Raw genomic sequence first — 26,813 nt, 5'->3', positions numbered from 1 at the left:
GTTATGGCAGAAAAAAGCAAAAAACTAAAGTTAGCAGCCGTTGGAGATATCCATACCCGTGAGACTGATAAAGGTAAATGGGCAGAACGGTTTCGGGAGATTTCCCATGAAGCCGACATACTGCTGCTCTGTGGTGACCTTACGGATACCGGCGATGAGGAAGAGGCCGAAGTACTTTCCGGTGAATTGAAAGCCTGCACCATCCCCGTAGTGGCGGTTCTGGGAAATCATGACTATGAAAAAGGTAGACAAAAGCTTATTCGCCAAATTATTCAAAATGAAAACATACATGTGCTGGAGGGAGAAGCAGTTGTAATTAAAGGAGTTGGTTTTGCCGGTGTAAAGGGATTTGGAGGAGGCTTTGATAATCACATGCTGTCCATGTTTGGAGAAGAAGCCATGAAAGCTTTTGTACAGGAAGCCGTGGATGAAGCATTGCACCTCGACAGGGCTCTTGCTCGCCTGGACGCCAGCGAGGAAAAGCTCAAAAAGATTGCAGTGCTACATTATGCTCCGATTAAAGATACCATAATAGGTGAGCCTGAGGCTATTTATCCGTTTCTGGGATGCTCACACCTCGCCGAACCCTTGAACAGCAGAAAGGTGGAAGCCGCCTTTCACGGTCACGCTCACGCCGGAGCCCTGGAAGGTAAAACACGATCAGGAGTTAAGATCTTCAATGTTTCTGAGCCTATATTAACTAAGAAAGGGTATGAAAAGCCATTTTTCATTTATGAGCTCAATGCCTGATTCTTTCTACCTTAATACAAAATATTTGTAATACTTGAGATCTGCCTATCATCGAAGGCAGAAAAGAGCCGTCCGGCGACAATCAATAATTAACATTTTACATTGATTTATTACATAGGAATGTTTTAGGCCATGAAAGCCAATTTATTTACAATTAATCCTGCTTTATTTTGATAGTAACTACCCTGGCAAAAGGAAACTAAACCCGATGTGTGTAAAATGGACATAAATATTGCGAATGAATCCAATGATGATATTGAACTGGAGCTTTTATTGCAGGCGATACATCGCAAATATGGATATGATTTTTCTGAGTATTCGAGGGCACATGTTAAGCGAAGAGTGCTTAATCGCTTAACAACTTCCGGCCTGACCTCAATATCCCACTTACAGGAGCAAGTACTTTATGACAAGGAATTCGCCTCACAGCTGCTCAAAGACCTGTCGATTAATGTTACCGAGATGTTCAGGGACCCTCCTTTCTATATAGCCGTGCGCGAAAAGGTTATTGAATTGCTCAAAACCTGGTCATACATAAAGATATGGCATGCTGGCTGCTCTACCGGCGAGGAAGTGTACTCTATGGCAATATTACTCAAAGAGGAAGGACTTTATGATCGCGTACAGATCTATGCAACCGACTTTAATCAAAGCGCTTTAAGCAAAGCTCGAGACGGTATATTTTCAACAGATCTGATAAAGAAGTATTCCCAAAATTATATCAAGGCTGCCTCAAAAGGAGCTTTCTCAGACTACTACCTGGCCCAATACGATCACGCCATTATGGATCAGTCTCTAAAGTCTAATATAGTATGGGCACATCACAACCTTGTTACAGACAATAATTTTGCAGAAACACAAATGGTTGTCTGCCGTAATGTATTGATCTACTTTAACCGCAGGTTACAAAACAATGTGCTTCGGTTGTTTTACGAAAGCCTCACTTTTGGAGGTATTCTCTGCCTGGGCAACAAAGAAGGTCTGCACTTCTCCGATTATGAACAATCCTTTGACGTGATAGACAAGCAACAAAAAATATATAAAAAGAAATATCTGATTTCGTGATGGCAGCAGGGACACCATATGAGGCAATTGTGATAGGAACTTCCGCAGGAGGTACTAAACTGCTTAAGTCAATGGTTTCAAAGATCCCTTCACACTTTTCCATACCTCTGATCGTGGTGCAACACATTGCTCCGGGCAGTAATAGCTACTGGGTAAAGTTGCTCGACAGCCTTTCTGCCATAAAAGTAAAAGAGGCTGACGAAAAAGAGAAAATAGAGAAGGGCACCATGTACCTTGCCCCACCGGATTATCACTTACTGGTAGAGCATGATCGTACCTTTTCCCTGGCAGTTTCAGAACATGTTAATTTCGCAAGGCCATCTATTGATGTGCTCTTCGAAACCGCAGCTGATGCCTATAAAAACAAATTAATAGGTGTAATTCTTACCGGATATAATTCTGATGGTGCTACAGGTTTAAAAAAAATAAAGGAAAACGGAGGATTGGCTATAGCTCAGACACCTGAAAGCTGCGAAGCCCCATCGATGCCAAAAGCAGCTATAGAGGCTGCCAACCCTGATTTTATACTATCACCAGATGAAATAAGCAACTTGTTAATAAAAATAGCCAGGGATAACGAAACTCAATACACATGAAGTTAAAAATTGATACACTGGGCCAGAAAATCGGCATGGGATATTCCCTGCTGGCGGTAATTATTGCCCTTGCTGTGGGTTTCACCTTATGGCAGGTTAAGAACGTTCAGGGAGTGGCCGGGCGCATCACTGATCAGAGAGTACTGGCCACAAGGATGTGCCTTGAAATCAATAATGGTATTAATCATTCCGTAGCTGCATTACGAGGTTATGTCCTGCTTAAAGATCCTGCTCTAAAACGAGAGCGCCAGGAAGCATGGAGCGATGAAATAAATGCGTCTTATGAGCGGTTGCGGATGCTGTCAAAACGACGAGTTGACTCTGTGGATGAGGACAAGTTGGAAGAGTTGCAAAACCAGTTGAACCAGCTTGAAAACTATCAGGATAATGTGGAAGAATTAGCGGTGACAAACTCTGATATGGCGTTGGAAATGCTACGGACCAGTGGTTTGAAATCAGCGTATGACATCCGTAACCTGGTAAACGATATAAGCTCGGACGTAGAGCTTTTAATGCGGCAGGATTTTGAAGCCATTGATAGAGAGATTGCAAACCTGAGCAACCTGGAGTGGGTATTGCTAGGCAGTGGCTTTATCCTAAGTGTTCTGCTTGGTGCTATCGTATCGCGTTCTATAACCCGCCCTGTGGCACAGGCGGCTGAAGTAGCCGATAATATTGCAGCCGGAGACCTTGACACTGAGGTTGAGGTCAGAGGTTCCCGTGAGTTGAGGGATCTGGGTGCAGCATTACTAAAAATGAGAAATGCACTGAAAGAAAGAAATATTCAGGCTGAACGACATCAGGAACACTCTACAGGATTAAACGCTCTTAATAAGGTAATGGAGGGCAATAAAGGACTCAAATTTCTGACTACCGATATTATTACCTTTCTTGCCGAGCGCCATAAAGCATGCGTAGGAACTCTCTCATTAAAAAACGAAAGTGAAACCTTCCATCTGGCCGGCTCCTATGCGTTTAAGACCAGCCAAAGAAAGGATAATGTAATTAAACCAGGTGAAGGGGTGGCAGGGCAGGTAGCCTTAACACTTAAACCTATTATTATTGAAGCCCATCAGGCGGAAATAAAGACTTCTTCAAGTATCATGGAAGCACTTCCCTCCTATGTATACGTGGCTCCCCTCGTATTTGAAAATGAGGCTCTGGGTATAATAGAGTTGGGAAAATTTGAGCCTTTTACAGAAGTGGAACAACAATTTCTTGCTACTGCCATGGAAATCATAGCCATCGCTCTTGATGCAGCTGTTAGCAGGGAGCAAATTGATGAACTGCTGGCCGAAACCCAGCGGCAGAGTGAGGAGTTGCAGGCCCAGCAGGAGGAATTGCAACAAAGTAATGAAGAACTGGAAGAGCAAACGACAAAACTAAAAGAGCAGCAGGAAGAACTCCAGGCAGCTAACGAAGAGCTGGAAGAGCAGGCCCAGATAGTAGCACAAAAAAATGCTGACCTGGAAACCGCCCGCCAGGATATTGAACTCAAAGCCAGTCAGCTCGAGATAAGCAGCAAATACAAGTCCGAATTTCTGGCCAACATGAGTCACGAACTTAGAACACCTCTCAATAGCCTGCTCATACTGTCGAACGACCTGGCTGAAAACCGGGAAAATAACCTCACTCCTGATCAGGTAGAGAGTGCGGATGTGATCGTGAAAAGCGGCAAGGACCTGCTGGCTCTTATCAACGACATACTCGACCTCTCAAAGGTTGAGGCAGGAAAGCTGAACCTTAGCCCGACACAATTTAAAATATCGGAATTAAGTGACAGTATTAAAAACAACTTCATGCGCATGGCCATACAAAAGGGCATCGAATTAAAAATAAGCATAGACGAAGACCTGCCGGAAAACATCAAAACAGACCGCCAGCGCATTGATCAGATTATTAAAAACCTGGTATCCAATGCCCTGAAATTTACACATGAAGGGCATGTAGCAGTTAACTTTACCCGCGATGCCGGGGATTTTATGCGGATAGCCATTTCTGATACCGGCATAGGCATCCCCAAAGAAAAGCAGCAGGTTATCTTCGAAGCTTTCCAACAGGTAGATGGCAGCACTGCTCGCAAATACGGAGGAACCGGGCTTGGACTTTCTATCAGTCGTGAGCTGGCACGCATACTAGGAGGTAAAATAACTATCAGTAGTGTGGAAGGTGAGGGTTCGACGTTCACCCTCATAATACCCATTGAGATGAAAGAGCCTGAGAGTACGGAACAGGCTCCTGCTCCTTCTGCGCCTTCGGCAGATTCTTCATCGGAGAAACTCAACCAACAGGAGTTCCTTGACTACCCTGCTCTACCGGATGATAGAAACCAGATAAATGATGGTGACCATGTAGTTCTGGTCATTGAAGATGACCTTAATTTCGCCCGTATACTCACCAGCCAGGCTAAGCAAAAGGGTCTGCGGTTTCTGTCAGCCGCTACCGGAGAAGATGGTCTTAAACTTGCCGAGCAATACCAGCCGCAGGCAATCATACTTGACCTGGACCTACCGGGCATGAATGGACACCTCGTGCTTAAAACGCTTAAGTCCAACCCTTCTCTGCGGCATATCCCGGTACACATCATGTCAGTAAACGAACAGACCCTGGAGCTCATTAAGGCCGGCGCAGTTGAATATCTGACCAAGCCCGTGAGTAAGGATCAACTTGAAGAGGCATTTGCAAGAATTGAAGACTTCATCAACCGTAAAATGAAGAATCTCCTGATCCTTGAAGATAATGATGACCTTCGAAGATCAATAGTAAAACTCATTGGCAACGGAGATGTAAAATGTTTTGAAGCAGGTACAGCAGCAGAGGCTTTGGACTTATTCAAAAATCAAAAAATCGACTGCATGGTCATGGATATCGGTTTGCCCGATATTAATGGTTTTGACCTCATTAAAAGGCTGGAAAAAGAAGAGAAGAAGCTCCCTCCCATCATAGTCTATACCGGTAAAGAGCTTACGAAACAGGAAAATGACGATCTCCAACAGTATGCGGAAACCATCATAGTGAAGGGAGTAAAATCAGAAGAGCGACTTCTTGACGAAACCGCCCTGTTTTTACACAGAATGGTAAAGAACCTGCCACCCACAAAACAGCAGATCATTACCGGGCTGTATGATCGGGATATTGCCTTCAATGAAAAGAAAATACTGCTTGTGGATGATGATATGCGCAACGTATGGGCCCTCTCAAAAATCCTTTCGCAGAAAGGCTTTGAGGTGCTCAAGGCTGACAATGGCAAAGTAGCCCTCTCAATGATTTATGATACTCCTGCTATTGATATTGTACTAATGGATATAATGATGCCTGAAATGGATGGTTATGAGTGTATGAGAGCTATCAGAAGCGAAGGAAGGTTCCGTGATCTGCCCATTATAGCCCTTACGGCAAAAAGCATGAAAGAAGACCGGCAGCTGTGTATTGAAGCCGGCGCCAATGACTATATTACCAAGCCGGTGGATGTAGCCAGGCTACTATCGCTAATTCATATATGGATAAAGAAATAAATATGCAAAACCAGGATTTATCGCAGCAGAAAGACAAGGTACAGGAAGATGAAAAGCAAACATCGTCCGGGATCAAAATATTGATGGTTGATGATCGCCCGGAAAACCTCATAGCACTGGACCGGCTTCTCAGGCATCTTGATGTGGAACTATTTAAGGCTGAAAGCGGCAACGAAGCCCTGCGGCTTACACTTCATCATGACTTTGCACTGGCATTAATTGACATCCAAATGCCCGGAATGGATGGTTACGAGCTGGCAAGCCTCCTTCGCTCCGATAAAAAAACTTCCCATATCCCCTTTATATTCATTTCAGCCATATACAAAGATCATATTAATATTTTTAAGGGGTATGAGGCCGGTGCCTTTAGCTACATTACCAAACCTTTTGAGCCTGACATTCTGCTCAACAAGGTTCAGTTTTTTATTGATAAGTACAAACAGGAACAGGAACTAAGGGAAACTCACCTGAAGCTAAAAAAGAACATAAGGGACCTGAACCTGGCCTATGATGAACTTAAGTCATTCAGCTATTCGGTATCCCACGACCTGAGAAGCCCACTTCGGAGTATAGCAGGTTTTTCAGAGATCCTCATTGAAGATTACTATGAGCAGCTAGACCCTGAAGCACAAAAGCTCATTAGCAGAATAGTGAACAGTGCCAAAAACATGTCGAGGCTTATAGATGACATGCTGGATTTCTCCAAACTGGGCAGGCAGGAGCTATACCCCCGGAAGGTGGATATGTATCAGTTATTTCAGGAAACTTACTCACAGCTTGTGGAAAATCAGGAGGACAGAACAATAGAATTTAAACTGGGTCAAATCAAAGATAGCTACGGTGATAAACAAATGCTTGAAAGGCTGGTGACAAACCTGCTCTCAAATGCTATAAAGTATACCAAAAACAAACCGGTGGCTGTAATTGAAGTGGACGGATATGAGCAGGACGAGCAGTATGTTTACAGGGTCAGGGATAATGGTGCCGGTTTTGATGAGCTATATAAAGATAAGCTGTTTGGTGTATTTCAAAGGCTTCATAAAGTGACTGAATATCACGGTACGGGAGTTGGACTGGCAATAGCTAAGCGTATCATATTCCATCATCAGGGCCAGATATGGGCTGATGGCAAGGTCAATGAAGGAGCTACCTTTTATTTTACCTTAGGTCTCGAAGGTAGCTCCTGATACATTTTTGTCCCGATTATTTTCTCAAAATAACCTGTTTTGTGTATTTGTCAGCAGCAGTGGTAACCACTATTAGATAGTTACCCCCTGATATGTTAGAGGGGTCAATTTTAACTTCGAGGCTACCCATACCATTAGAGATCACATTTTCAGTAAAAACAGCATTTCCCTGTAGGTCCATCATTGCCACGCTGGCATCATTGCCCTCCTGTAACCCTTCTAATACCACCGTTATAACCTGATTCAATGACGGGTTAGGGTATACCGTTAACTGTACATTTTCAGGCGCAGCACTGGTGCCTTCGACCATTACAGGAGCAAAATATTCAAACTTACCATCATAGTCTGTCTGCTTTAGTCTATAATAGGCCCTGCTACTTAAGGGCTTGGTATCTAAATATGTATATGACAATGGTTCGCTACTATTTCCCGCACCGTTAATCGTACTCACTATCGAATAATCCCTGCCATCGCTGCTTCTCTCAATAGTAAAAAAGTCATTGTTAAGCTCAGAAGAGGTAGTCCATGTTACTTCTACATCATCTCCTTTAGCTTTGGCATCAAATCTGGCCAACTCTATCGGCATCACTACAGCAGACGATGCCAGGGCATATTCCGTACCCTTTTGATTGGCCACCAACATCTGGCTCTGCCCTGCAATTCTGTAGGCGTCGGAATTTACCCAATCAGAAGCACTATTGGCACGTTCTACAAGCTCAACTGCCTGAGGGTCAAACTCTCCTTCGTAACTGTCATAATCATAAGAAAAGCTATACTCCACATTGCCCATAGCATACACTCCCCAGTAAAACTCTTCAAGCGACTGGATACCTTCAGGAATTGTCACGTAGTTAGGGCTTTGTCCTACATAGTATATGTGTATTCCGTCAGGACTTCCTTTCGTGATTTCAACTGTTACAGCACCTTTTCCTGATATTTTAAAAGTTAAGCTTCTATTGCTATAATCATATACACTGTTATCGCCAATGTAAATACCCGATGCTATCCACCTTTTATCTTCACTATTTAAGGAACCTTCAATTCCTGATATTGCGTCCTTTACTATTTTGCCCTCTCCCTCATTAAAAGGAAAATACAGATAAAGCTTATCCTCCTTTCCTGTAAGTTTTTCCGTGAGGGTTCGGCGAATCTCGCTTAATGACCTTGCATCATGCCAGATACGTAACTCGTCGATACTTCCCTTAAAGTAACTGTTATCCTTTTTACGGTCTTCAGAATCTGACTCTGTTCCTATAAAACCATATCGTTCCTTCCCTGTACCCAGATGTTTTCCTTTATGTGGATTTTTTGAACTTGCAACTTCCTTGCCATCAACATAAAGGTATTTATCTCTGCCATCGTAAACAGCGGCTATATGATGCCAGTTGTCATCATTCACCTTTTCCTTGGAGGTTAAATTGTCAGTTGATTTTTTTTCATCGGTTGTAACAAAACTTACTTTTCCACTTTTCCCATCAATATATATACTGAAGTATTCATTTTTGTCAAAATCAAGGATCGGCATTATTTTATCACCTTTTTTACCTTCAGAAGCCGTATTTATCCAGGCCTCTACAGTGAAATAATCTATTAATCCTTGTTTATCAACAGAGAAAGGCAGGGCAATATGATCTTCCTCTCCATCGAAGTGAATAGCAAAACCACCACCAGCAATAGCTCCGGTATCTCCCTCCGCCCTGGTGTCTCCTATGTTAATGAAATTATTGTAAATGAATACTGCGGAAAAGACCAGGGCAATGGTTAGAAGCCCTAAAGCAGCATATTTAAGTACAACACTTGTGTTGGTTTTAACGGTAGGTTTTTGGTTCTGTCTCAATTTCATATAATTAAAGTTTAAAAAATTACGTAGAGAAAATCAGGTCTTCTTCCTGTATTTCATCACCATCTGCCATTAAAGCAGCTCGTTCTATTATGGATTTTAACTCCCTTACATTGCCGGGCCAGTTATGCTTCATCAGTTGCTCCATGGCACCTCTTGAAATTCTCATGTCATCCATCTTGTTTTGTGTTAGAAACTCCCTTAGAAAAGCCTTCGCCATAATGATCACATCATCACCACGGTCTCTGAGAGGTGGCAATTGTAGTAAAAAGCCTTGAAGACGGTAGAAAAGATCTTCCCTGAAGCGGCCTTCCTTCACCTCCTTTACAAGGTCTTTATTAGTAGCCGCTATTACGCGTACATCAAGCTTTATGGCTTTATTGCTTCCCAGCCTTACTACTTCCTGTTCCTGTAATACACGCAAGAGTTTCTTTTGCATATCCAGGTCTATTTCGCCAATCTCATCAAGAAATATAGTTCCCTGATGGGCTTCTTCAAATTTTCCTATTCGTTTGGACGATGCACCTGTAAAAGCTCCTTTCTCGTGTCCGAAAAGTTCACTTTCTACCAGGTCATGCGGTATTGCGCCCATATTTACTGTTACAAAAGGCTTCTTCCTGCGAGGTGAGTTATAGTGAATTGCACTGGCAAACAATTCCTTTCCTGTTCCGCTTTCACCGGTAATCATCACCAGAATGTTTTTAGACTCAACCTTCTGCACCATTTTCAGCACTTTCATGATAGCAGAGCTGCTCCCCAGGATATTGCTATACTTGTTCTTCTCAAACACCTGCTCCCTCAGCGATTCTACCTCCTGCTTTAGCCTGATAGCTGAAATCAGGTTCTTAACTGTATTGTCCAGCTCTACCAGCGTATCTTCATTTTTTATAAGATATGATGATGCCCCCTGTTTATAAGCCTCGACAACAACTTCCAGTTGCTTTTGTCCGCTGATAAGAACCGTATAAATACCTGAATCAACTTTCCTGATACGCTCCAGTAATTCAAGGCCATTGGCATCAGGTAAATGAAAATCAATGGTAATTATATCAGGGCTCTGATTTAAGTTGGTCAGGCAATCCTCTGCATTCGTAAAAAATTCAAACTCTAAGAGTTCGTGCTTTTTGAGGGTTTCCCCAATCATCATAGCATAGACAGGATCATCATCGACCACAAAAGTTTTAATCATAGCTCTCTTTTATTCTTTATAATATTTAGTTCTGCTATCATAAGTTCCCACCGTTAATAGGTAATAATTTCAAATGGTAACAGAAGGTTCAGCGGGTTGTTTATTGGCATTTTTGACACATTTTTCAGCAAAACGTGATAAAAATGCCCCCTCAAAACCACCATAAAGGCCTTCTATTAAATAAACCTAATTATTATCGAATATCCTCCTATATGTAATGTTTTAGGTATAGCAGGGTATGGCTGAATACAATTGTAAAAACGGCGCCCTTCAGATTACATCATCATCCTGACTAAGCTCGAAAGCCGGATAGTAGTAAATACAGATAAGTTCAACTAAAGCTTAAAGTGTTAAATTCTGTATATCAGACAATTAATCCCATTGCACTACAAACAATGAATGTATGTACCAAAGTATAAGGAGCTCCCGGTATCCGGTATACATCTTACAGAATATTAACTTTTACACAAAAGGCAACAATGTAAGTTTATCTTCACTTTATCTATTAATATACTTATACACATACGGTTCTATACGCAGGTTTTACAGGTTTTAGCATCAGCAAATTCCCTAAATAGTTTATCTTTAGACTAATACACTTAACCCTAAAAACTCACCAGCTATGTCAGAAAGCAGGAAAAAAGTAACCGGTGTAGGAGGAATTTTTTTTAAATGCCAAAACCCGGACAAAATGAAAACATGGTACACCGAAAATCTCGGCCTGGTAACCAATGAATATGGTTCTCTCTTTGAATTTCGCCAGGCGGATCACCCCGATAAAAAGGGGTACTTACAATGGAGCCCGTTTGAAGAAAAAACCACCTATTTTGCTCCCTCAACCAAAGATTTTATGATCAACTACCGGGTTGAAAACCTGGAAGAGTTGGTACAAGACCTGAAGGCCGCTGGTGTAAAGGTGCTGGATGAAATAGAAACCTATGAATATGGCAAGTTCGTACATATACTTGATCCTGAAAACAACAAGATCGAGCTTTGGGAGCCCATTGACAAAATCTTCACAGACATGTATGAGGGTAAAACCACCAAGTAAATTTATTGGGGTTAAAATACGATTGGCCATAGTATGACATCAACTCTGCGGTTCATAACGCGGCCATTATGAGAGGTATTTGTATATAATGGATTGGATAGGCCAAAATTCCGCGTTTTGATCAGTTCGGCAGGAACCTGCATTTCCAGGAGTTCCTCGATAACAGCTCCACTACGCATTCTGGAGAGCCACTCGTTATACTCACGTCCGCCTATATTATCAGTATGGCTGAACACGATGACTTCATAGTTTTCCAAACGTTCTATACTCTCTATAAACTGCTGAAGTTCTTCAACCTGAAATTCATCAATATAATAGCTGCCACCACCAAAGTATATGCTCGTCCTGATCAGAGAGTCCTGAGATGATGCCTCAAGACCAGAAAATACCATAATAAGAATTGCGAGTAACCGTTTCATGATGGTATGATGGTGTCTGCTTTCAACATTATAAACGACTTAAAACTATCATGGTTATCCGGAACGAGTAATTCGGTTTACATCTGACAATAAAAAATCCATTCACAGCCCGGTTTAGGCAAATGAATGGATTTAGATAAGGCACAAAACTGTCCTTAATGGCTATTTCAAGTGCTCGTCCAGGTAATTTACATACTGAGAGTAAAGCAAAACGTAGCTTACACCGTCATAGGCCACTCCATGAGCACCTGGAGGGTATATCCTCAGATCGGCATCTTTACCGTTGTCAATCAGTGCCTTTACCAGTTGCATGGTGTTCTGCATATGTACGTTTTCATCCATGGCAGAATGTGCTATGAACATCTTTCCTTTCAGGTTACCGGCAGCAGCCGTTGAAGCGCTTTTCTTATAACCCTGCTCATTATCTTCCAACAGGTCCATATAACGCTCAGCGTAGATGCTGTCATACAACCGCCAATCCGTTACAGGCGCCCCCACCAGAGATACTTTAAACACATCCGGGTGATTTAGCATGGTATAGCTGGACATATACCCTCCATAGCTATGCCCTCTGATAGCCATCCTATCGCCATCTACCCATGACTGAGAGGCCAGATATTTAACCGTTTCAACAAAATCCCTGCTTTCCGTCTCTCCGAGATTTCTGTATACAACTTTTTCAAAAGCGCTACCATAACCTCCTGATCCCCGGTTATTGACGCTCGCTATTATATAACCCTCCTGCGCAAGGTACTGCTCCCAGCTATTGGTGGCGTATTCATCGTAAACCGACTGGGCACCGGGACCGCCATAAATATTCAGTACCAAAGGGTATTGCTTATCTGGATCAAAATTCTTGGGTTTGATCACGTAACCGTCAAGCTTCTGACCGTCAGATGTAGTAAAGCTGATCAGCTCCTTAGGTGCATAAAAGTTATCAGACGTAAACTTTTTCACATCGTCATTATTCTCAAACTTCTTGAGCATTTTACCCTTTGTGGATAGCAACTCCACCTGTTGAGGCGTGTCGGTGTTGGAATAAGAGTCAATATAATACCTGCCATTCGGCGCTACATCAAGATGATGTTTTCCCCGGTTCGTAGTCAACTTCTTCTTATCCTTTCCTTCAAAGCTGACTGCATATAAATGCCTTTCAAGTGGCGAAGCTTCAGTACTTGTAAAATAGATAACACCATTCTTTGAATCAACTGCTTCCACACGGGTTACCTCCCACTCTCCATTAGTTACCTGATTGAGGGTTTTACCGCTATAGTCATACCTGTAAATATGACTCCAGCCATCTCTGTCAGATATCCAGAGAAATTCTTCCTTATCTTCAGGGAAGAAAAACAGGTGCATGATGCCTGCAAAAAAATCGAATATGTCAATCCAGGTTTCAGACTTCTCTTCTATGATGAGCTTACCCGCCCCGGTATCCGCATTGTTAAAAAATAGCTTGAGGTGATTTTGTTTTCTGTTGAGATGAACAATGGCCAATTGCCCGGGTTTGGAAGTCCAGTACAGCCTGGGGATGTACCCTCCGTCAAGCTTTACATCCATCCATTGAGTACTCTTCCTGGCTACATTAAGCACGCCTATACGTACAGAGGGATTGATGTCCCCTACCTTAGGATAAGGTACATTAACATACCTGGCATGCTGTCCGGCGTAATCAGTCATTTGGAAAATGGGCACTTCACGTTCGTCTGACTGCCAAAATGCAATGTACTTGCTATCCGGAGACCATATCCACGCCTGAGCAAGGCCAAACTCTTCTTCATAGGCCCAGCCGAAGCGTCCGTTGTAAAAGTAATCTTCTGCGTCAAAAGTTAATTGCGTTTCTTTCTGAGTAGCAAAGTCAAAAATGAAAAGGTTTCCGTCACGCTCATATCCAACCTTGGTACCGTCCGGAGATATTTCCGCGGTTTGTGCATCTTTTGCCACCAGCTTTAGGGACTTGTCCTTTACAGAATAGAAATAGAAATCGGATATACCTGATCTTCTCCATACAGGCCTGAAATTAGTCTGAAACAGTATGTATTTGGAGTCTTTTGACCATTGAAAAGAGGTGTATTCAAAAGCCTTATCCTGCCCGGGAAAATTCACTCCTTCTGCCTTAAAGATGAGATCGTCGCTCTGAGTTTTGGGATTGTACGACCTTATCTCCGGAGTCTCCGACTCACTTGAGATATACGAAAAACGATCCCCACCGTCTATCCAGTTAACACTTTGAGGTCCGCTGCCACCGGATAGTTTACTGCCGGAATATAAGGCCTCTTTCAGATTTTTATACTCTTCCTTCTTCTGTGCCGGGCTAAACCCATACCCAAAGCACATCAAAACGACGAGCAACATGTATAGCTTGCGTTTTATCATAATTATTATAAGATTTTAAAATTTGATATTTAAAAGTAAGATATTTTTCGTGTCTGCAGAAACAAAAAAAGGAGAGCGATTTTCCTCCGCTCTCCCTTTTTTAAGTTATTTATAATCTTTACCCGATTTCAGTTATCATTTGGGTTAGAATAATAACGCCCTCTTTAAGATACTGATCATCGATATTGATATCATCGGTGTTGCCTTCACTTTCTTTCTGAATGCTGGTACCAGACAGGCTCACTCGCTTAGCCTCACGTTTTTCAGCCTCTTCAATTTCTTTTCTTCTTTTTCCTCGTTTAATGAGATTTGTGTTTTAGCCAGGTTAAGCTTCAACTCCCTGGTATCTTCTACCAAAGCTTTTAACTCTGCACTGGTCTGTAACCGTTTGGTATACTGGTCATTGAGCTTGAGTACCAACTGCGGTGATACTTCCTGCCCAACATTAAAAGTTGTGCTGTTGATCTGGTCCCAGGGCAGCGCACTTTTACTGGCACTTTCTCCAAACTCGTCAGCATCAAAAGCGGAAGGTAGGTTCACATCCGGACTTACTCCCAGGTGCTGAGTGCTGCTTCCTGTAACCCTGTAGAATTTTTGTAGTGTTAGTTTCAACTGACCTACTTCCTCACCTTCAGGCACTTGCAAATATCTGCCAAGGTCTATCACACTTTGTACTGTTCCCTTTCCAAAAGTTGGCTCTCCTATCACCACCCCACGGTGATAATCCTGAATGGCTGCAGCAAAAATCTCTGAGGCCGATGCACTAAATCTGTTGATCATAACCGCCATAGGGCCATTATATATAATTTCAGGATCTTCATCTTCGCCAACTTCCACTTTGTTGGTAGAAGTACGCACCTGAACAACCGGGCCATTTTTTATGAATAATCCCGTAAGGTCAATGGCTTCAGCTAAAGAGCCACCTCCGTTATTTCTAAGATCCATCATCAGGCCATCTATGCCTTTTGCTTCGAGCTCTTTGACCAGTCGTTTCACATCACGGGTAGTGCTTGTATAATTTGGGTCTCCCTGCTGATAGGCTTCAAAATCCATATAGAAGCTGGGCAATGTGATAACCCCGATCTTGTATTCTTTACCATTTTTCTTCAGGGGAATTATTTCAGCCTTAGCCTGCATGTCTTCAAGTTTGATCTTATCCCTGACCAGTGTGATTACCTGAGTAGGCCCGTTTACTCCCGTTTCCGCAGGCAGTATCTCCAGCTTTACAGTAGTGCCCTTTGGCCCTTTGATAAGTTGTACAACATCATCTATTCTCCATCCGATCACATCTACCATCTCTCCGTCGTCTCCCTGCGCCACACCTGTAATCCGGTCGTTTTCGTGTAACAGATCACTTTTCTCAGCAGGCCCTCCCGGAAGTATCTGTACGACTTTAGTGAAGTCGGCCTCTGTCTGCAATCTTGCGCCTATACCTTCCAGCGAAAGGCTCATATTTTGTTTGAAACGATCGGAAGTTCTGGGTGAAAAATAATTAGTATGCGGATCAAAAGCTTCAGCTACTGCATTCATAAACACCTCGAATACATCTTCCGAGCGGTGTTGCTGAGCTGCTTTGCTAAATCGCTCGTATCTTTTTTTGATGGTTTCCTTTATGCCTTCCTCATCCTTACCATTTAGTTTCAATGATAATGCCTGGCTCTTCACCATTTTGCGCCATAGCTCGTCAAGCTCTTTCTCAGAGGTTGGCCAGGCACCTTTTGAACGGTCAGTATTATAGTACTCATCCACTGTATAGTCAAAATCCATGTAAACCAGGCTATCCAATACGTAAGCCATCCGGTTGTCAAAGCGCTCTTTAAAAACATTGTAGATTTCATACGCCGGATTTACGTTGCCATTTTCCAGGTAGTCATCAATCTTAGTCCTGTATTGTTCAAATTTGTCGATATCAGACTTTAAAAAGTAGGATTTATTGTTATCCAGTGTTTCAATGTAATCGGTCAGGATAACTGACGACAAGGAGTCGTTGAGCTTTATTTTTTTATAATGATATGTATCAAGTATTTGAGTTATGAGTTTGGCCTCATTTCCATAAAATGACTTTGGAGCGATTTCAGTAGAATCATTCAATGAAGTATTGAAATCAAGAACTGGATTGGAGCTGTATGTAATAAAACTTAAAAGTACCAGAATCGGTGCTACGAGTATCGCGATCTTCTTCATGCTTCTCTTCTTCTTTTTCTGTATTAAATATTTTGAGGTATAACGAATATACAACGAAAAGGGTGCCGGATGTTAAAAAAACTTATACACAGCAACAACGAACTGTTGATCACATAAGTCTGCAACAACTCACTTAAATTATATAAAATTAATGTTTAAGACTACCCGGCCTTTTCAAAATCAAATTCATCAAGAAAACTTCTGGCCTGCTCAACAGTCTGAAAGGTATAGCTCTTTCTTTCACCGGACGAACCATGAATCTCTACTTTGACTACACTAACCAGGGCATTTTTCTTAAACTGGGTTTTCTCAGGCTTAAAGCCCTCATAGTTCTCTTCCTTGGCAATGTGAAACTGAGTAGCCCTGACAGACCCACAGTACTGGCATTCATAATGCTTGATCAGTTCACCTTCTTTAATTTCTGTTGGTGGTTCAATAATCTCCTCGCGTACAACCTTCAACGTATAAAAGCCACAGTTACCACACTGGAGCGCCTCAAGATGACCGGGATACTTTTCGATCTGGGTGTAGCCTGTATCCTCATCAATCCAAACATCATAGTCGACAGAAAAGACATTTTCCTCAGCTTTCATACCCTCGTCGAGATGGACATCCTCTTCGTCTTCACTCAGAAGCCTCATCCTGTTACCACTTTCCGGACTTATACGTGGGGTATATCTCCACTTTCGAAGTTTTTTATTCAGCTTGGTAGGGTAGTAGTACTCCAGCACCAAAGCCGCAATGTAGCCTACCAGCGTACCGCCGGCAATTGATATAAATAACCGAACAAAAAACCAAACAGGATCAAAAGTAAGAGATCCCTTACCATATGTGTTGATGAGCATTGCCACAGCTACAGCTATGCAGATAAAGCAGATCTTATACGTTTTGATTTCATTATTTCTGATGTAATCGTACTTCTCTTTGAAGCCGGCAATAGCAGATATACGGAGTTGGTGGTAAATAAAGATAATAATGGATAATACAAAAAAGAAGATAGCTCCAATTATCATCAATAAATGCCATGTTGAGAGAAAGCCACCTGTCGTAGAGTCTTCCATAGTCACTTTTTTATTTTGTTAGTTTTATAATTCTTAAATATAATTAAATAGTTGGTAATCCCCTTTCATAAGTAATCTAATTAAATACTTCAATAAATAATAAGCGGCAAAAAGTTAGCGTGTCTTATTCCATTCTAAAGGCCCCTGAAGAAGCTCATAATCCAAAAAGGCCGTGATGGGCTGCTGTAGTTGCAATAAGCTTACATCCTCACAATGAAATAAACACATTAATTAATAGAATTCAAATTTCTGTATATCAGATATTTATAATTAATCAATTGATTTTAAGCTGGAAAACTGATTGTTAAAATTTTGTGCATTTTTTCACAAAAATTATATGCAATAATTGCTTAAATTAGATTAAATAGCTATTATTACGATATAATTAAGTGCAATAATACACACAACAATGAGCGAGTTTGAAAAAAAGAAATTAGACGAGCAGTTCTCAAGTTTTGCCAGGCAAAATTTTGAAAAACCAAAAAGGTGTAAGAATCTGGAACAAATCAGGTTTTATGTTAAAGAGTTGTCTGCTGAAGTAGAAAGTTTTAAACAGCGTTTTAATTATGTTCCCAATTCAGCATACACCCTATTAGCCCAGTACAATTCAATACAGAACAGTATGCTATACGCTGATTTTAAGAATTCATATTAATAAAGGAGGCTTTATATGGGTAACTTGAGGTTTGTACCCTCCCCTATTCCTTTCAGATATAATTTTGTCTATAGTGCCACTGCAAATCAGTCCGGTCGTATGCAGTACCATAAGATCAAACCTGGACAAAGCAAGGAGCGCATTAGCCGGACTGAATTTATAGATGTATTTAATAACGCCAACATACTGGCCGTACGGCCTCTTCAAGCCACTTCATCCCCCGTTTTCCAACTGGAATTCTACATTTAGGATATTTCCGTATTATAATTTTTGTCATTGATCATTCGCTATAAGCTGTTGGTCTAATAGCAGCTTTCAACTTCATCTTTTGAAAGCAGTGCCCGTAAAACCTATCAGGTTCAACAATAACACTCAATGACAACACCCTTCTATCGTTTCGTATCATTAAATGTTTGGGGAATAATCCCGGCATACTGGCAAAAGCAAGTGTCTAAAGTCTATTCCAAAATATACAATAAGGCATTTACCCGCCACATCATCCCACCATACTGCAAGCTTAACGGACTGGACAGTAGCTATCTGAAATTATTTCAATCGGAAAGCGGCCATGATGGCTACAGTAGCTTTCAAGACTTCTTTACACGAAAGTATATAAAGCCACCTAAAATAGACTCACCGTATATCTGGCCATGCGAAGGCTTGCTATGCGATAGCGGACGAATAGCCGACATACCTGAGGTTAATGTAAAGGGAGACCGAAGGCATATACGAACTATTTTTGGAAGTTTCGGAATGGAAATTCCTGATGATTATTACTTCTCAAATGTGTTTCTACACAATAACAACTATCACCGTATTCATTCTCCTGTCAATGGCACTGCTGTGGCTTCTGAGCGCATATCAGGAGAGCTCGTATTGTTAAGGCCATGGGTCTACAAAACGGACCCTTCATTGCCTGCAATCCGTAATGAGAGGGTAAATGTTTCTCTCAAAGATGAAAAGGGCCGCCCCTGGTACCTTTCCATAGTAGGTGGACCAGCTGTAGGTACTATTGTTCTTGATAGAGTTTTTAAGGAAGGAGCTCGATTATCTATAGGTGATGAAATTGGGATGTTTTTACTGGGATCAACCTGCTGCATGGCCGCGCCTGTTGAAAGTAAAACTGCAAATGGCAGTAAAGTACAAATGGGATCAGCTTATTAGATCACTGCAAACTGGGTAACCTCACTTCAAAACAAGTGCCTTTTTTGACCTCAGAAGTGTATTTTACAGTTCCACTTAACTTGAGTAAAGTTTCTTTAACAATATATAAACCAAGTCCTGAGCCTGTCTTTGTATCTGTAGCACGATAAAACATGTCAAATATATTTTCAAAATGTTCTTCGGCTATCCCAATACCATTATCCTCGACGGTTATCACTACTTCATTTCTATCCTGAGTAATGGTGACCTTGATATAGCTTTCACTTTTTGTTCCATCGCTGTAGCGGATGGCATTTGAAACAAGGTTATTAAGGACGATAAATATCCTGTAGCGGTCAGAGAAGAAATTATCAATAGGATCGATGCTGATATCTTTTTTAACCTTTTGATCGTCGGGCAAAAACTCAAAATTATGTAGCACCTCAATCATTAGCCGGTTGAAATTGACCTTTTCGACTTTTAACTCTGTCCGTGTATTTCTGGAATACTCCACGAGGTCATTAACAAAATCCGTCAGCTTTTCTATAGCCAGCTTGATTCGCTCCAGATAATAGTTGATGTCTGTTTCCCTGTCCACTTCCATCAGATTTATCAGACCCTTTACTGACATCAAAGGGGCTTTCAGGTCATGAGAGGCGCTATAAACAAATGCATCGAGCGCTTCATTAAGGTTTTTTAATTCTTCATTATTTTTCAGCAGCTTATTTTCAACCTCCTTTCGCTCTGTAATATCACGACCTGTTGCCACAATGACGTCACGGCCAAAGTATTTTCCTTTTCTTAATATAAGCTCTTTAAGGAAAATGGTTTGATCTTTCCGTATACTCCACCACTCTACAGACTGTGCTTCACCACCCTCCCACACTATTCTCGTTTTGCTTACGACCTCATCTATGTCATTCATATTAGGAGCGGAAAACATTACAGGTGTATTGCCAATAACTTCCTCTTTGCCGTATCCGTACTTATCCACCACGGCCTGATTAACATCTATAAACACACCATTTTCATCGTGTATATAGATCAGGTCCGTACTATTATCAAATAAATCCTTGAATGTTTGATCTGCCTCAGATGAATTGTTACGGTCAAGCATCTCCTTTAACCGCTTAACTTCAGCTTTCAGATCTTCAATTTCTTTCGACATTTAAAATCATCAATATTCTATAATTTAATAATTTCCAAGAATAAAATAGAAACTATTATTTAAGAATAGATTTTAAATCAGCAGGAGAATAGTTAATTGATTTGATTGTTTTGTTGTCTGAGCTTCGAAATACCAGATATTTACCGTCTATTTTCTCATAATAGCACGCTGTATCCTTTTCTGTTTTATAATACTCCACAGTTGCAATGGCCTCTTCCTCCGTATCACAGGCTTTGCTCATATTTGATCTCTGCACCTCATCAAAAAGTTCCTTAAACTTCTCGCCCAGGCCAAACTCCAGTACGGCACCGGAGAGGACGTATTGAATATCACACAAAGCATCAGCTATCTCTACAATGTCTTTATCCTTAATGGCTTCTTCCAGCTCTTTCAGTTCTTCAGCGATCAGGGACACTCTTAAGGCACATCTCTTTTCATCAGGAATGGTTGGGTTGTCTAGTATTGGGTGTTGGAATGTTTTGTGGAACTCGGCTACCTGTAAAAGAGAATCTGGCTGTTTCATGTGTAATGTATTTTATTTTCAATTATTTACGTGTATTAAATAACGCAGAAATAGGGACAACACTCTGACGCCACACGCTTGTTGATCGGTGCAATTTTAAACATTAAATTGTAGTGGAAAAAGAAAACCCATAATAATCATGGGTTTCATTTTAACATCAGAGGATAATAAAATTACTCAGCAATATAGGTTTCTATAATTCCCCCGGTCAACCTCATTAAACTAACCTTTGAATCAATGACATTATACAGAGACTGAAGCTCTTGTATGGCAGCCGTGAGGTTATCGTTTTGAACTGTTCTATAGTCAAAAGAGTTTATGGTACCATTTTTAAACTTCTCTTCTGAGATTTGAAGATTAGTTTCAGTAGCCTGCTTTCTCCGGTCACTGATCCTGTAAAGTCTGGTCCTTATCTCATATTCGTCATGGGCCTTGGCCAGATCCCGGTACAACGTGTTTTTAAGTCGCTCTGTCCTGATATTTTCAATATCTTCAGTAATAAGTGCATTTTCTATAGCCCTGTTTATCTTACCTCCATTAAACAGTGTAAATGAAAGAGTAAAATTTGCAAAATAGGTGTCTGTTATAGCATTTAACGGATCTGCAGGCCCGGGTGTGCTGCTACCATCATCAGAAGGAAATGTAGCATTACTCAGGTCTACCCTGCTGCGGTTGTGTGAATAGCCTGCATTAAAACTCAGTTGAGGATAGCGATCTGCCCTCCTGATGGCTACGTCATAGTCAAGTATGCGTTGCGCAATAAACTGCTTCTTTAAGTCTACGTTCTCAGCATTCAACTTGGCCATCAGATCAGCCATTTCGTAGGTTTCGATATCAACTTCCAGTTCGTCAGTTAATACATACATTTTATCAATATCCTGCTCTGCCAGGAGCACATTCAAATCCCTTATCGCATTTCTATAGTTAAGCTCCTGGTTGATAAAATTAGTTGAATCCGTCAGGTAATTAGCCTCTTCAAGCAGCAGATCGGTACTTACAGCGCTTCCCAAATCCGATTTTATTTTAGTATACTCGTATTTATCACCTGAAAGGTTCAATTGTTTCTGAAACTCATCTAAACGTTCTCTCTCCAGAACTGCTTTATAATACCCTAAAATTATAGACTGAATGGTATTGGCTATCACAATATCAGCATTACCTTTCGACTGGGCCTGAAGCTGCTCCAAACGGTGCTTGCTCATATTGATCTTAAACCCATTAAACAATGTCCAGTCCAGGTTAACGGAGGGGTTCAGACTGTTGGAAATAGTCTGATCCTGCAACTGGAATGGACTGGCGGTCTTTACATTATCCGTCAATGAATTGTTTTGACTAAGGTTTAGTGTAACCGTGGGATACCGTCCGGCCTCTCCCCAACTGTTATTATTTTCTGCTATTTCTACATTCCTGTTCTCAATTTTGATGTCATAGTTTCTCTCCAGCCCTATTTGTACGGCTTCGGAAAGTGATAGTTCCTGCTGACAGATGGCCTGTGCCGATGACAGCAATACCATAAAAAATACTAAACAATTATATTTCATCCTTAGCTAATAATTTAAGAAGTATATCAGGCTGATTCCCTGTATTTTTCCACTCTTCGCTCATCAATGAGTACTCTTTCCACATCCTCTCGTGTTGGCTTATTACCTGTCCATAGCCATTTGGCGTACCTTCTCACATCATTAAATACAAGAATGATCACCGGGAAAAACAAAAGTATGATAAATGTACCAATCAAAACCCCATAGGCAACTGCAATAGCCATAGGGATCAGGAACTGGGCCTGAAAGCTCTTTTCAATAATCAAAGGCCATAACCCAACCACGGTAGTTATTGAGGTAAGCATAATAGCGCGAAACCTTGCAATACCGGCATTATACGCTGCATCATATACAGATTGACCATCGTCTTTGACGAGAGAGTTATATTTGGCAAGAAACACCACGGCATCGTTAATGATTACCCCGGAGAGGGCTATCATACCCCAGGCACTTAAAAGTGATACAGGATGTCCCTCAATACCATGACCTATTGATGCTCCAATCCAACCCAGGGGTATCATCATGATGATCATTACGGCTTGGTAAAAAGAACGGAAAGTGATCATGATAATAAAGAATATCAGCAGAAATGCACCTCCAAAAAACAATCCTATCTCCTGACCTGCACGTGCACTTTCTTTAGCCTGGCCGCCGTAATCAACTTTCACCGTAGGGAACTTTGCCTGTAGTTGAGGGATTATGTCATTTTGCACTTTCTCTTGTATAGGAGGAACTTCCGCAAAAGGATCAACCAGGTCAGCTTCAACTGTAACAGCCCTGTTGCTATTGAAATGGCGTATTCCGGAGATACCTCTTTCTACCTTATATTCGGATAATTGAGAGAGTGGGTATTGCTCACCATTCGGGGTCTTAACTTTCATATCTTCAAGTTGTCCGATGTTAAGACGTCCGGAACTGGGATACCTCACCCATACTTTAACTTCATCATCACCTTTTTGCAACCTCTGCACCTCTTCACCAAAAAAACCCTGCCTGATCTGTGTAGTTATATCATTATGTGTAAGGCCTAAAAAGTAAGCTTCGGGAGTGAGCTCAAAGAGCATTTCCCTTCGGCCGATGGCAACATTATCTTCTATATCCTTCAGGTCTGAGATTTTACCCAGTTCCTGCTTTAAAAACTCCTTTGCGGTACGTAGCTCATCGTAGTTCTTACCCAGTAGCTTCACAGACACGGGCTTGCCCCATCGGTTACCACCACCTATATTATACTTCTCGGCTTCGGGCACAGCCCCTATTTTCTTCTCTATTCTATTAATAAGGTCAAAACTGTTAATACCGTAATCATCCAGCTCCTTATAAAACACATTAATATTACCTGCATGCGAGCCTGACTCGGAACCATCGCTGGTATTACCAACTGAGCCAAAAGTATAATTGACGATATCATCTTCAGTCTCCAGATCCTTTTTTAAATCTTCGTTAACTTCCCAAACCGCATTATCGAACCTTTCGAGATAGGCCTCTACTTTAGCCTCTCTTTCTCCTGGTTTGAAAGCTACGTTTATATTAAAGCTGTTAAATGGTATCTGAGGGAAAAAGGTAGATTTAATAAAACCTCCCTGAAATAACCCTGCCGTAATTAAAAACAATGCCATCAGAATACACATGGAAATGAACCTGTATTTCATCGTATATTTCAACGCATTACCATAGAGATTGAATCGTAAAAAATCAATTCCCTTGTTGATGATACTCCTGATTTTATAGCTTCGGGTATCTTCTTTCTTAACACTGAGTACGCTCTTGCTGGCCAGGTGTGCTGGAAGCACAAAAAATGCCTCAACCAAAGAGAAACCGAGACTAAAAATAACCACAAAAGCCATATCTCTTAAAAACTCGAACCCACCAGTCAGGAAAAGAAGTGGCAGGAAGGCGACTATGGTAGTGGTAACTGAAGTAAAAACAGCAGGAACAACTTCCATGGTGCCCTTTACGGCAGCTTTAATAGGATTCCTGGTCTTTTCAAAATGGGAGTAAATATTCTCGGCAATCACAATTCCATCATCCACAAGGATACCAATTACGAGTATCATACCGAATAACGATATCATGTTAATGGTAAGCCCCACAAACGAGCCCAATATAAACATTCCCAGGAATGACGACGGGATACCCCATGCCACCCAGAAAGACAGCCTTAAGCTCAGGAAGGTACCTAATGCTATCAACACCAATAATAGTCCTATAACACCATTACTTGTCAGCAACTCCAGGCGTTGATTCAGCATAGTCATAAAGTCCCAGGTAAGGTCAAGCTGTACACCTGTATGGGTTTCGTTAAACGTTTCCACATACGGGGTTACAAACTCTGATATTTGCTGCAGGTCCTCTTCCTCAAGTTTGCTAACCTGAATAAAGACGGCCCGCTTTCCATTGAGCAAAGCCTTATTGGGTTGATCTGCATACTGTTCTTTTATACGGGCAACATCCTTTAAAAGAAGGTTGCTTCCATCCGGATTAGAACGGATTATTATTTCAGCTATCAGTGCCGCATCAGTCTCTTTTGCCTTAGACCTGATCAATATCTCCTCACTTTCGGCTTTGATCGATCCGGCAGATATATCACGATTATTTTGGCGTACGGCAGTAGCCACCTGATCGAAGGTTAACCCGAAGCGGCTGAGGTCCTGTTCTGAAACTTCAATTGAGATCTCTCTGGCCGGAAGTCCGCTAACACTCACTTGTGAAATAACACCAGAAGCCAACAAATCGTCTTTGATGTCCTCTGCATACTGCTCCAGCACCCGCAGATCCACATCTCCTGTCAATGCCAGCCATTGCGCCACGGACTGCTGCCTTTGCTTATAGATAATTGGCTTTTCCGCGCTTACCGGAAACGAGCTTATCCCGTCTACTGCATTTTTAACATCTGTATAGACTTCATCAATATCATAATTTTCCAGGGTTAGAATATTGATGTTGGCTGAATTCTCCGATGAAGTAGAAGAAACTTCATCTATGCCGGCAATACTGGTTAAGGCTTCTTCAATTTTCAGGGTCACGCCCTCTTCCATTTCCTCCGGCGATGCACCGGGATAGGCCACCTGGATAATAATGTTCTTATCCTTCTGGGTAGGGAAAAATGATTTCTTCGTGCCTAGCAAGCTGGCCAGACCAGCCAGCAGCGTGATAGCAATAACAATATTGGCCAGTATAGGGTATTTAACAAAATACTCTATTAAATTCTGTATACCTTTTACCATTGAGTTTAATTTTTAACCAGTTTGCTATCTGAGCCTTTTTTTTCTCCAGGTCTATATCCCTTTCACTCTCCAGTTTAAAAGCTCTCATGTTGTTATGAGCATTGATCAGCGGCTCTACGACCAGATCTGATTGCTCCTTAAGCCCTGAGAATATGGCAGTTTCTGCATTCAACTTGTGAATTTTGATTTGCTTTACGTTCAGGGTACTGTCATTCAGTACAAAAACTTCATTGCCGTTAAAAATCGCGTTTCGTGGTATTATCATGCCATTTTCAACCACTTTCCCGGGAATGATCGTTTTTAGATACTCACCATCGTACATTCTGTTTTCCCCAGACTTAACACTGATGAAAACATCTATGGATTGGGTCTGTTGATTCACAAACTCTCCTATTCGTGTCACAGTACCTGTCCATTCTTGTCCATTTTCAGAAATTATTCTGGTAGGAGACCCTATATCTATCCAGTCTATATCGGAAGTAGCTACGTCAACACGTAACTCAAGCTTATCTGACCTCAATAATTTACCAATATTATTACCCGGATTTACATAAGAACCGGACTGAAGGTTGACAGATGAGATTGTACCATTGAATGGTGCATAGAATCGATGTTTCCTAAGGTTAGCTTCTGCACTTTTAATACTATAGTATGAACTAAAAATATTTCGTGTCGCTAAAAATGTTTTCTCCTTATTACTTTTATAATCAGGAAGTTCCGGCAAAGACTCATTGAGATTGATAGAACCGAAATAATTTTCCCAGGCACTATAATTGTCACTAAAGTCTATTTTCAAGTCAGGAAGTATGGCTGCAAGATCCTTCAGAAAGGTGCTTTTTTGAGACTGAAGATTTAATCTGGTTTCTGTATCATCAATTTTGTATAAAAGCGTTCCTTTTTTAAATCTTTGTCCTTCTTTTAATGGTACTGCGCCGGCCGACATTCTTCCGGATACTTCAGCGATCATATCCAAAGACTCTGCTGTTCTTACCCTGCCAAACGCTACAATTTCAGTTTGAATGGGCTTATATGAAACTGGCTCAGTCCTTACATATTTTTTAACTTCTACTGGTGGCTCCACTTTAGGTGGCTCTTTCATACCTCCTAACATCCCACTCAAGAAAAAAGAACCGATCAGTATGAATAAACCTATCGCGATAATAACAATTTGCCGTAATTTCATAATTTATTTAAATAAACCTAACAATAGAGACTGATATAATACCATTTAGTTTCATTTCAGAGAAAAAAAATGCTGAACCCACTGATTTTATTACTTAAGCGGAGAAAAAAGATGGTGAATGTATACACCAAACCTGTAGTTTT

The 26,813-nt window shown here is 41.3% G+C and carries 19 protein-coding genes; 8 read left to right on the top strand and 11 right to left on the bottom strand.

Annotated elements, in window-relative coordinates; translation table 11 throughout:
- The first annotated feature begins 3 nt into the window (after nt 1-3).
- The 5 genes from LVD17_RS22240 (at nt 4) to LVD17_RS22220 (ending at nt 7,113) form a co-directional block, all read left to right on the top strand.
- Nucleotides 4-750: a metallophosphoesterase family protein gene (locus LVD17_RS22240; RefSeq protein WP_233761430.1), complete on the top strand. Its 747-nt coding sequence runs from the start codon at nt 4-6 to the stop codon at nt 748-750.
- Between the two features lie 219 nt (nt 751-969).
- Entirely contained in the window at nt 970-1,815 is an 846-nt protein-coding gene (locus tag LVD17_RS22235; protein ID WP_233761429.1) for a CheR family methyltransferase, read from the top strand.
- The gene (locus LVD17_RS22230; protein ID WP_233761427.1) at nt 1,815-2,411 is read left to right on the top strand and encodes a chemotaxis protein CheB; all 597 of its coding nucleotides are present in this window, start codon (nt 1,815-1,817) and stop codon (nt 2,409-2,411) included. The genes LVD17_RS22235 and LVD17_RS22230 overlap by 1 nt, the downstream gene beginning before the upstream one ends.
- Complete coding sequence (locus LVD17_RS22225; RefSeq protein WP_233761425.1) at nt 2,408-5,926, top strand: response regulator; 3,519 nt, start codon at nt 2,408-2,410, stop codon at nt 5,924-5,926. The genes LVD17_RS22230 and LVD17_RS22225 overlap by 4 nt, the downstream gene beginning before the upstream one ends.
- The gene (locus tag LVD17_RS22220; protein ID WP_233761423.1) at nt 5,911-7,113 is read left to right on the top strand and encodes a sensor histidine kinase; all 1,203 of its coding nucleotides are present in this window, start codon (nt 5,911-5,913) and stop codon (nt 7,111-7,113) included. Before LVD17_RS22225 ends, LVD17_RS22220 begins: the two co-directional genes overlap by 16 nt.
- A 16-nt stretch (nt 7,114-7,129) precedes the next feature.
- Here LVD17_RS22220 and LVD17_RS22215 read toward each other — a convergent pair whose 3' ends face one another.
- Entirely contained in the window at nt 7,130-8,956 is a 1,827-nt protein-coding gene (locus tag LVD17_RS22215) for a LamG-like jellyroll fold domain-containing protein (RefSeq protein WP_233761421.1), read from the bottom strand.
- Between the two features lie 19 nt (nt 8,957-8,975).
- The gene (locus LVD17_RS22210; RefSeq protein ID WP_233761420.1) at nt 8,976-10,142 is read right to left on the bottom strand and encodes a sigma-54-dependent transcriptional regulator; all 1,167 of its coding nucleotides are present in this window, start codon (nt 10,140-10,142) and stop codon (nt 8,976-8,978) included.
- A 622-nt stretch (nt 10,143-10,764) separates the two neighbouring features.
- Here LVD17_RS22210 and LVD17_RS22205 point away from each other — a divergent pair.
- Complete coding sequence (locus LVD17_RS22205; RefSeq protein WP_233761419.1) at nt 10,765-11,193, top strand: VOC family protein; 429 nt, start codon at nt 10,765-10,767, stop codon at nt 11,191-11,193.
- 11 nt (nt 11,194-11,204) lie between these two features.
- Here the strand turns inward: LVD17_RS22205 and LVD17_RS22200 are convergent, their stop codons facing one another.
- The 4 genes from LVD17_RS22200 to LVD17_RS22185 all read right to left on the bottom strand — a co-directional run bounded on the left by LVD17_RS22200 (nt 11,205) and on the right by LVD17_RS22185 (nt 17,233).
- Nucleotides 11,205-11,612, bottom strand: coding sequence for an OmpA family protein (locus tag LVD17_RS22200; RefSeq protein WP_233761418.1), 408 nt, complete (start codon nt 11,610-11,612; stop codon nt 11,205-11,207).
- A 162-nt stretch (nt 11,613-11,774) separates the two neighbouring features.
- On the bottom strand, nt 11,775-13,988 hold the full coding sequence (locus LVD17_RS22195; RefSeq protein ID WP_233761417.1) for a S9 family peptidase: 2,214 nt from the start codon (nt 13,986-13,988) through the stop codon (nt 11,775-11,777).
- A 240-nt stretch (nt 13,989-14,228) separates the two neighbouring features.
- Complete coding sequence (locus LVD17_RS22190; protein WP_233761416.1) at nt 14,229-16,172, bottom strand: carboxy terminal-processing peptidase; 1,944 nt, start codon at nt 16,170-16,172, stop codon at nt 14,229-14,231.
- Nucleotides 16,173-16,333: 161 nt separating this feature from the next.
- Nucleotides 16,334-17,233, bottom strand: coding sequence for a hypothetical protein (locus LVD17_RS22185; RefSeq protein WP_233761415.1), 900 nt, complete (start codon nt 17,231-17,233; stop codon nt 16,334-16,336).
- A 670-nt stretch (nt 17,234-17,903) separates the two neighbouring features.
- Here LVD17_RS22185 and LVD17_RS22180 point away from each other — a divergent pair.
- On the top strand, nt 17,904-18,137 hold the full coding sequence (locus LVD17_RS22180) for a hypothetical protein (protein WP_155177380.1): 234 nt from the start codon (nt 17,904-17,906) through the stop codon (nt 18,135-18,137).
- A 126-nt stretch (nt 18,138-18,263) separates the two neighbouring features.
- Nucleotides 18,264-19,052 (top strand): phosphatidylserine decarboxylase, encoded by a 789-nt coding sequence (locus LVD17_RS22175; protein WP_233761414.1) that lies wholly within the window; start codon nt 18,264-18,266, stop codon nt 19,050-19,052.
- Between the two features lies 1 nt (nt 19,053).
- Here the strand turns inward: LVD17_RS22175 and LVD17_RS22170 are convergent, their stop codons facing one another.
- The 5 genes from LVD17_RS22170 to LVD17_RS22150 form a co-directional block, all read right to left on the bottom strand.
- Nucleotides 19,054-20,199, bottom strand: a complete 1,146-nt coding sequence (locus LVD17_RS22170; RefSeq protein ID WP_233761412.1) for a sensor histidine kinase — start codon at nt 20,197-20,199, stop codon at nt 19,054-19,056.
- Between the two features lie 55 nt (nt 20,200-20,254).
- On the bottom strand, nt 20,255-20,722 hold the full coding sequence (locus tag LVD17_RS22165) for a pyrophosphohydrolase domain-containing protein (protein WP_233761410.1): 468 nt from the start codon (nt 20,720-20,722) through the stop codon (nt 20,255-20,257).
- A gap of 173 nt (nt 20,723-20,895) precedes the next feature.
- Nucleotides 20,896-22,263 carry a TolC family protein gene (locus tag LVD17_RS22160; protein ID WP_233761409.1) on the bottom strand — a complete coding sequence of 456 codons (1,368 nt, stop codon included), beginning with the start codon at nt 22,261-22,263 and terminating at the stop codon, nt 20,896-20,898.
- A 26-nt stretch (nt 22,264-22,289) separates the two neighbouring features.
- Complete coding sequence (locus LVD17_RS22155) at nt 22,290-25,487, bottom strand: efflux RND transporter permease subunit (protein WP_233761407.1); 3,198 nt, start codon at nt 25,485-25,487, stop codon at nt 22,290-22,292.
- Nucleotides 25,447-26,670 (bottom strand): efflux RND transporter periplasmic adaptor subunit, encoded by a 1,224-nt coding sequence (locus LVD17_RS22150; RefSeq protein WP_233761405.1) that lies wholly within the window; start codon nt 26,668-26,670, stop codon nt 25,447-25,449. The genes LVD17_RS22155 and LVD17_RS22150 overlap by 41 nt, the downstream gene beginning before the upstream one ends.
- Nucleotides 26,671-26,813 lie beyond the last annotated feature (143 nt).

The sequence above is a fragment of the Fulvivirga ulvae genome (assembly GCF_021389975.1).
In the GTDB taxonomy this organism is placed as follows: Bacteria; Bacteroidota; Bacteroidia; order Cytophagales; family Cyclobacteriaceae; genus Fulvivirga; species Fulvivirga ulvae.
Note: the sequence above shows the minus strand (reverse complement) of the source record. Positions and strands in the feature narration are given on the sequence as shown.

Coding starts and splice junctions, on each gene's coding strand:
- LVD17_RS22240 (WP_233761430.1), top strand. CDS start 4: ATGGCAGAAAAAAGCAAAAAACTAAAGTTAGCAGCCGTTGGAGATATC.
- LVD17_RS22235 (WP_233761429.1), top strand. CDS start 970: ATGGACATAAATATTGCGAATGAATCCAATGATGATATTGAACTGGAG.
- LVD17_RS22230 (WP_233761427.1), top strand. CDS start 1,815: ATGGCAGCAGGGACACCATATGAGGCAATTGTGATAGGAACTTCCGCA.
- LVD17_RS22225 (WP_233761425.1), top strand. CDS start 2,408: ATGAAGTTAAAAATTGATACACTGGGCCAGAAAATCGGCATGGGATAT.
- LVD17_RS22220 (WP_233761423.1), top strand. CDS start 5,911: ATGGATAAAGAAATAAATATGCAAAACCAGGATTTATCGCAGCAGAAA.
- LVD17_RS22215 (WP_233761421.1), bottom strand. CDS start 8,956: ATGAAATTGAGACAGAACCAAAAACCTACCGTTAAAACCAACACAAGT.
- LVD17_RS22210 (WP_233761420.1), bottom strand. CDS start 10,142: ATGATTAAAACTTTTGTGGTCGATGATGATCCTGTCTATGCTATGATG.
- LVD17_RS22205 (WP_233761419.1), top strand. CDS start 10,765: ATGTCAGAAAGCAGGAAAAAAGTAACCGGTGTAGGAGGAATTTTTTTT.
- LVD17_RS22200 (WP_233761418.1), bottom strand. CDS start 11,612: ATGAAACGGTTACTCGCAATTCTTATTATGGTATTTTCTGGTCTTGAG.
- LVD17_RS22195 (WP_233761417.1), bottom strand. CDS start 13,988: ATGATAAAACGCAAGCTATACATGTTGCTCGTCGTTTTGATGTGCTTT.
- LVD17_RS22190 (WP_233761416.1), bottom strand. CDS start 16,172: ATGAAGAAGATCGCGATACTCGTAGCACCGATTCTGGTACTTTTAAGT.
- LVD17_RS22185 (WP_233761415.1), bottom strand. CDS start 17,233: ATGGAAGACTCTACGACAGGTGGCTTTCTCTCAACATGGCATTTATTG.
- LVD17_RS22180 (WP_155177380.1), top strand. CDS start 17,904: ATGGGTAACTTGAGGTTTGTACCCTCCCCTATTCCTTTCAGATATAAT.
- LVD17_RS22175 (WP_233761414.1), top strand. CDS start 18,264: ATGACAACACCCTTCTATCGTTTCGTATCATTAAATGTTTGGGGAATA.
- LVD17_RS22170 (WP_233761412.1), bottom strand. CDS start 20,199: ATGTCGAAAGAAATTGAAGATCTGAAAGCTGAAGTTAAGCGGTTAAAG.
- LVD17_RS22165 (WP_233761410.1), bottom strand. CDS start 20,722: ATGAAACAGCCAGATTCTCTTTTACAGGTAGCCGAGTTCCACAAAACA.
- LVD17_RS22160 (WP_233761409.1), bottom strand. CDS start 22,263: ATGAAATATAATTGTTTAGTATTTTTTATGGTATTGCTGTCATCGGCA.
- LVD17_RS22155 (WP_233761407.1), bottom strand. CDS start 25,487: ATGGTAAAAGGTATACAGAATTTAATAGAGTATTTTGTTAAATACCCT.
- LVD17_RS22150 (WP_233761405.1), bottom strand. CDS start 26,670: ATGAAATTACGGCAAATTGTTATTATCGCGATAGGTTTATTCATACTG.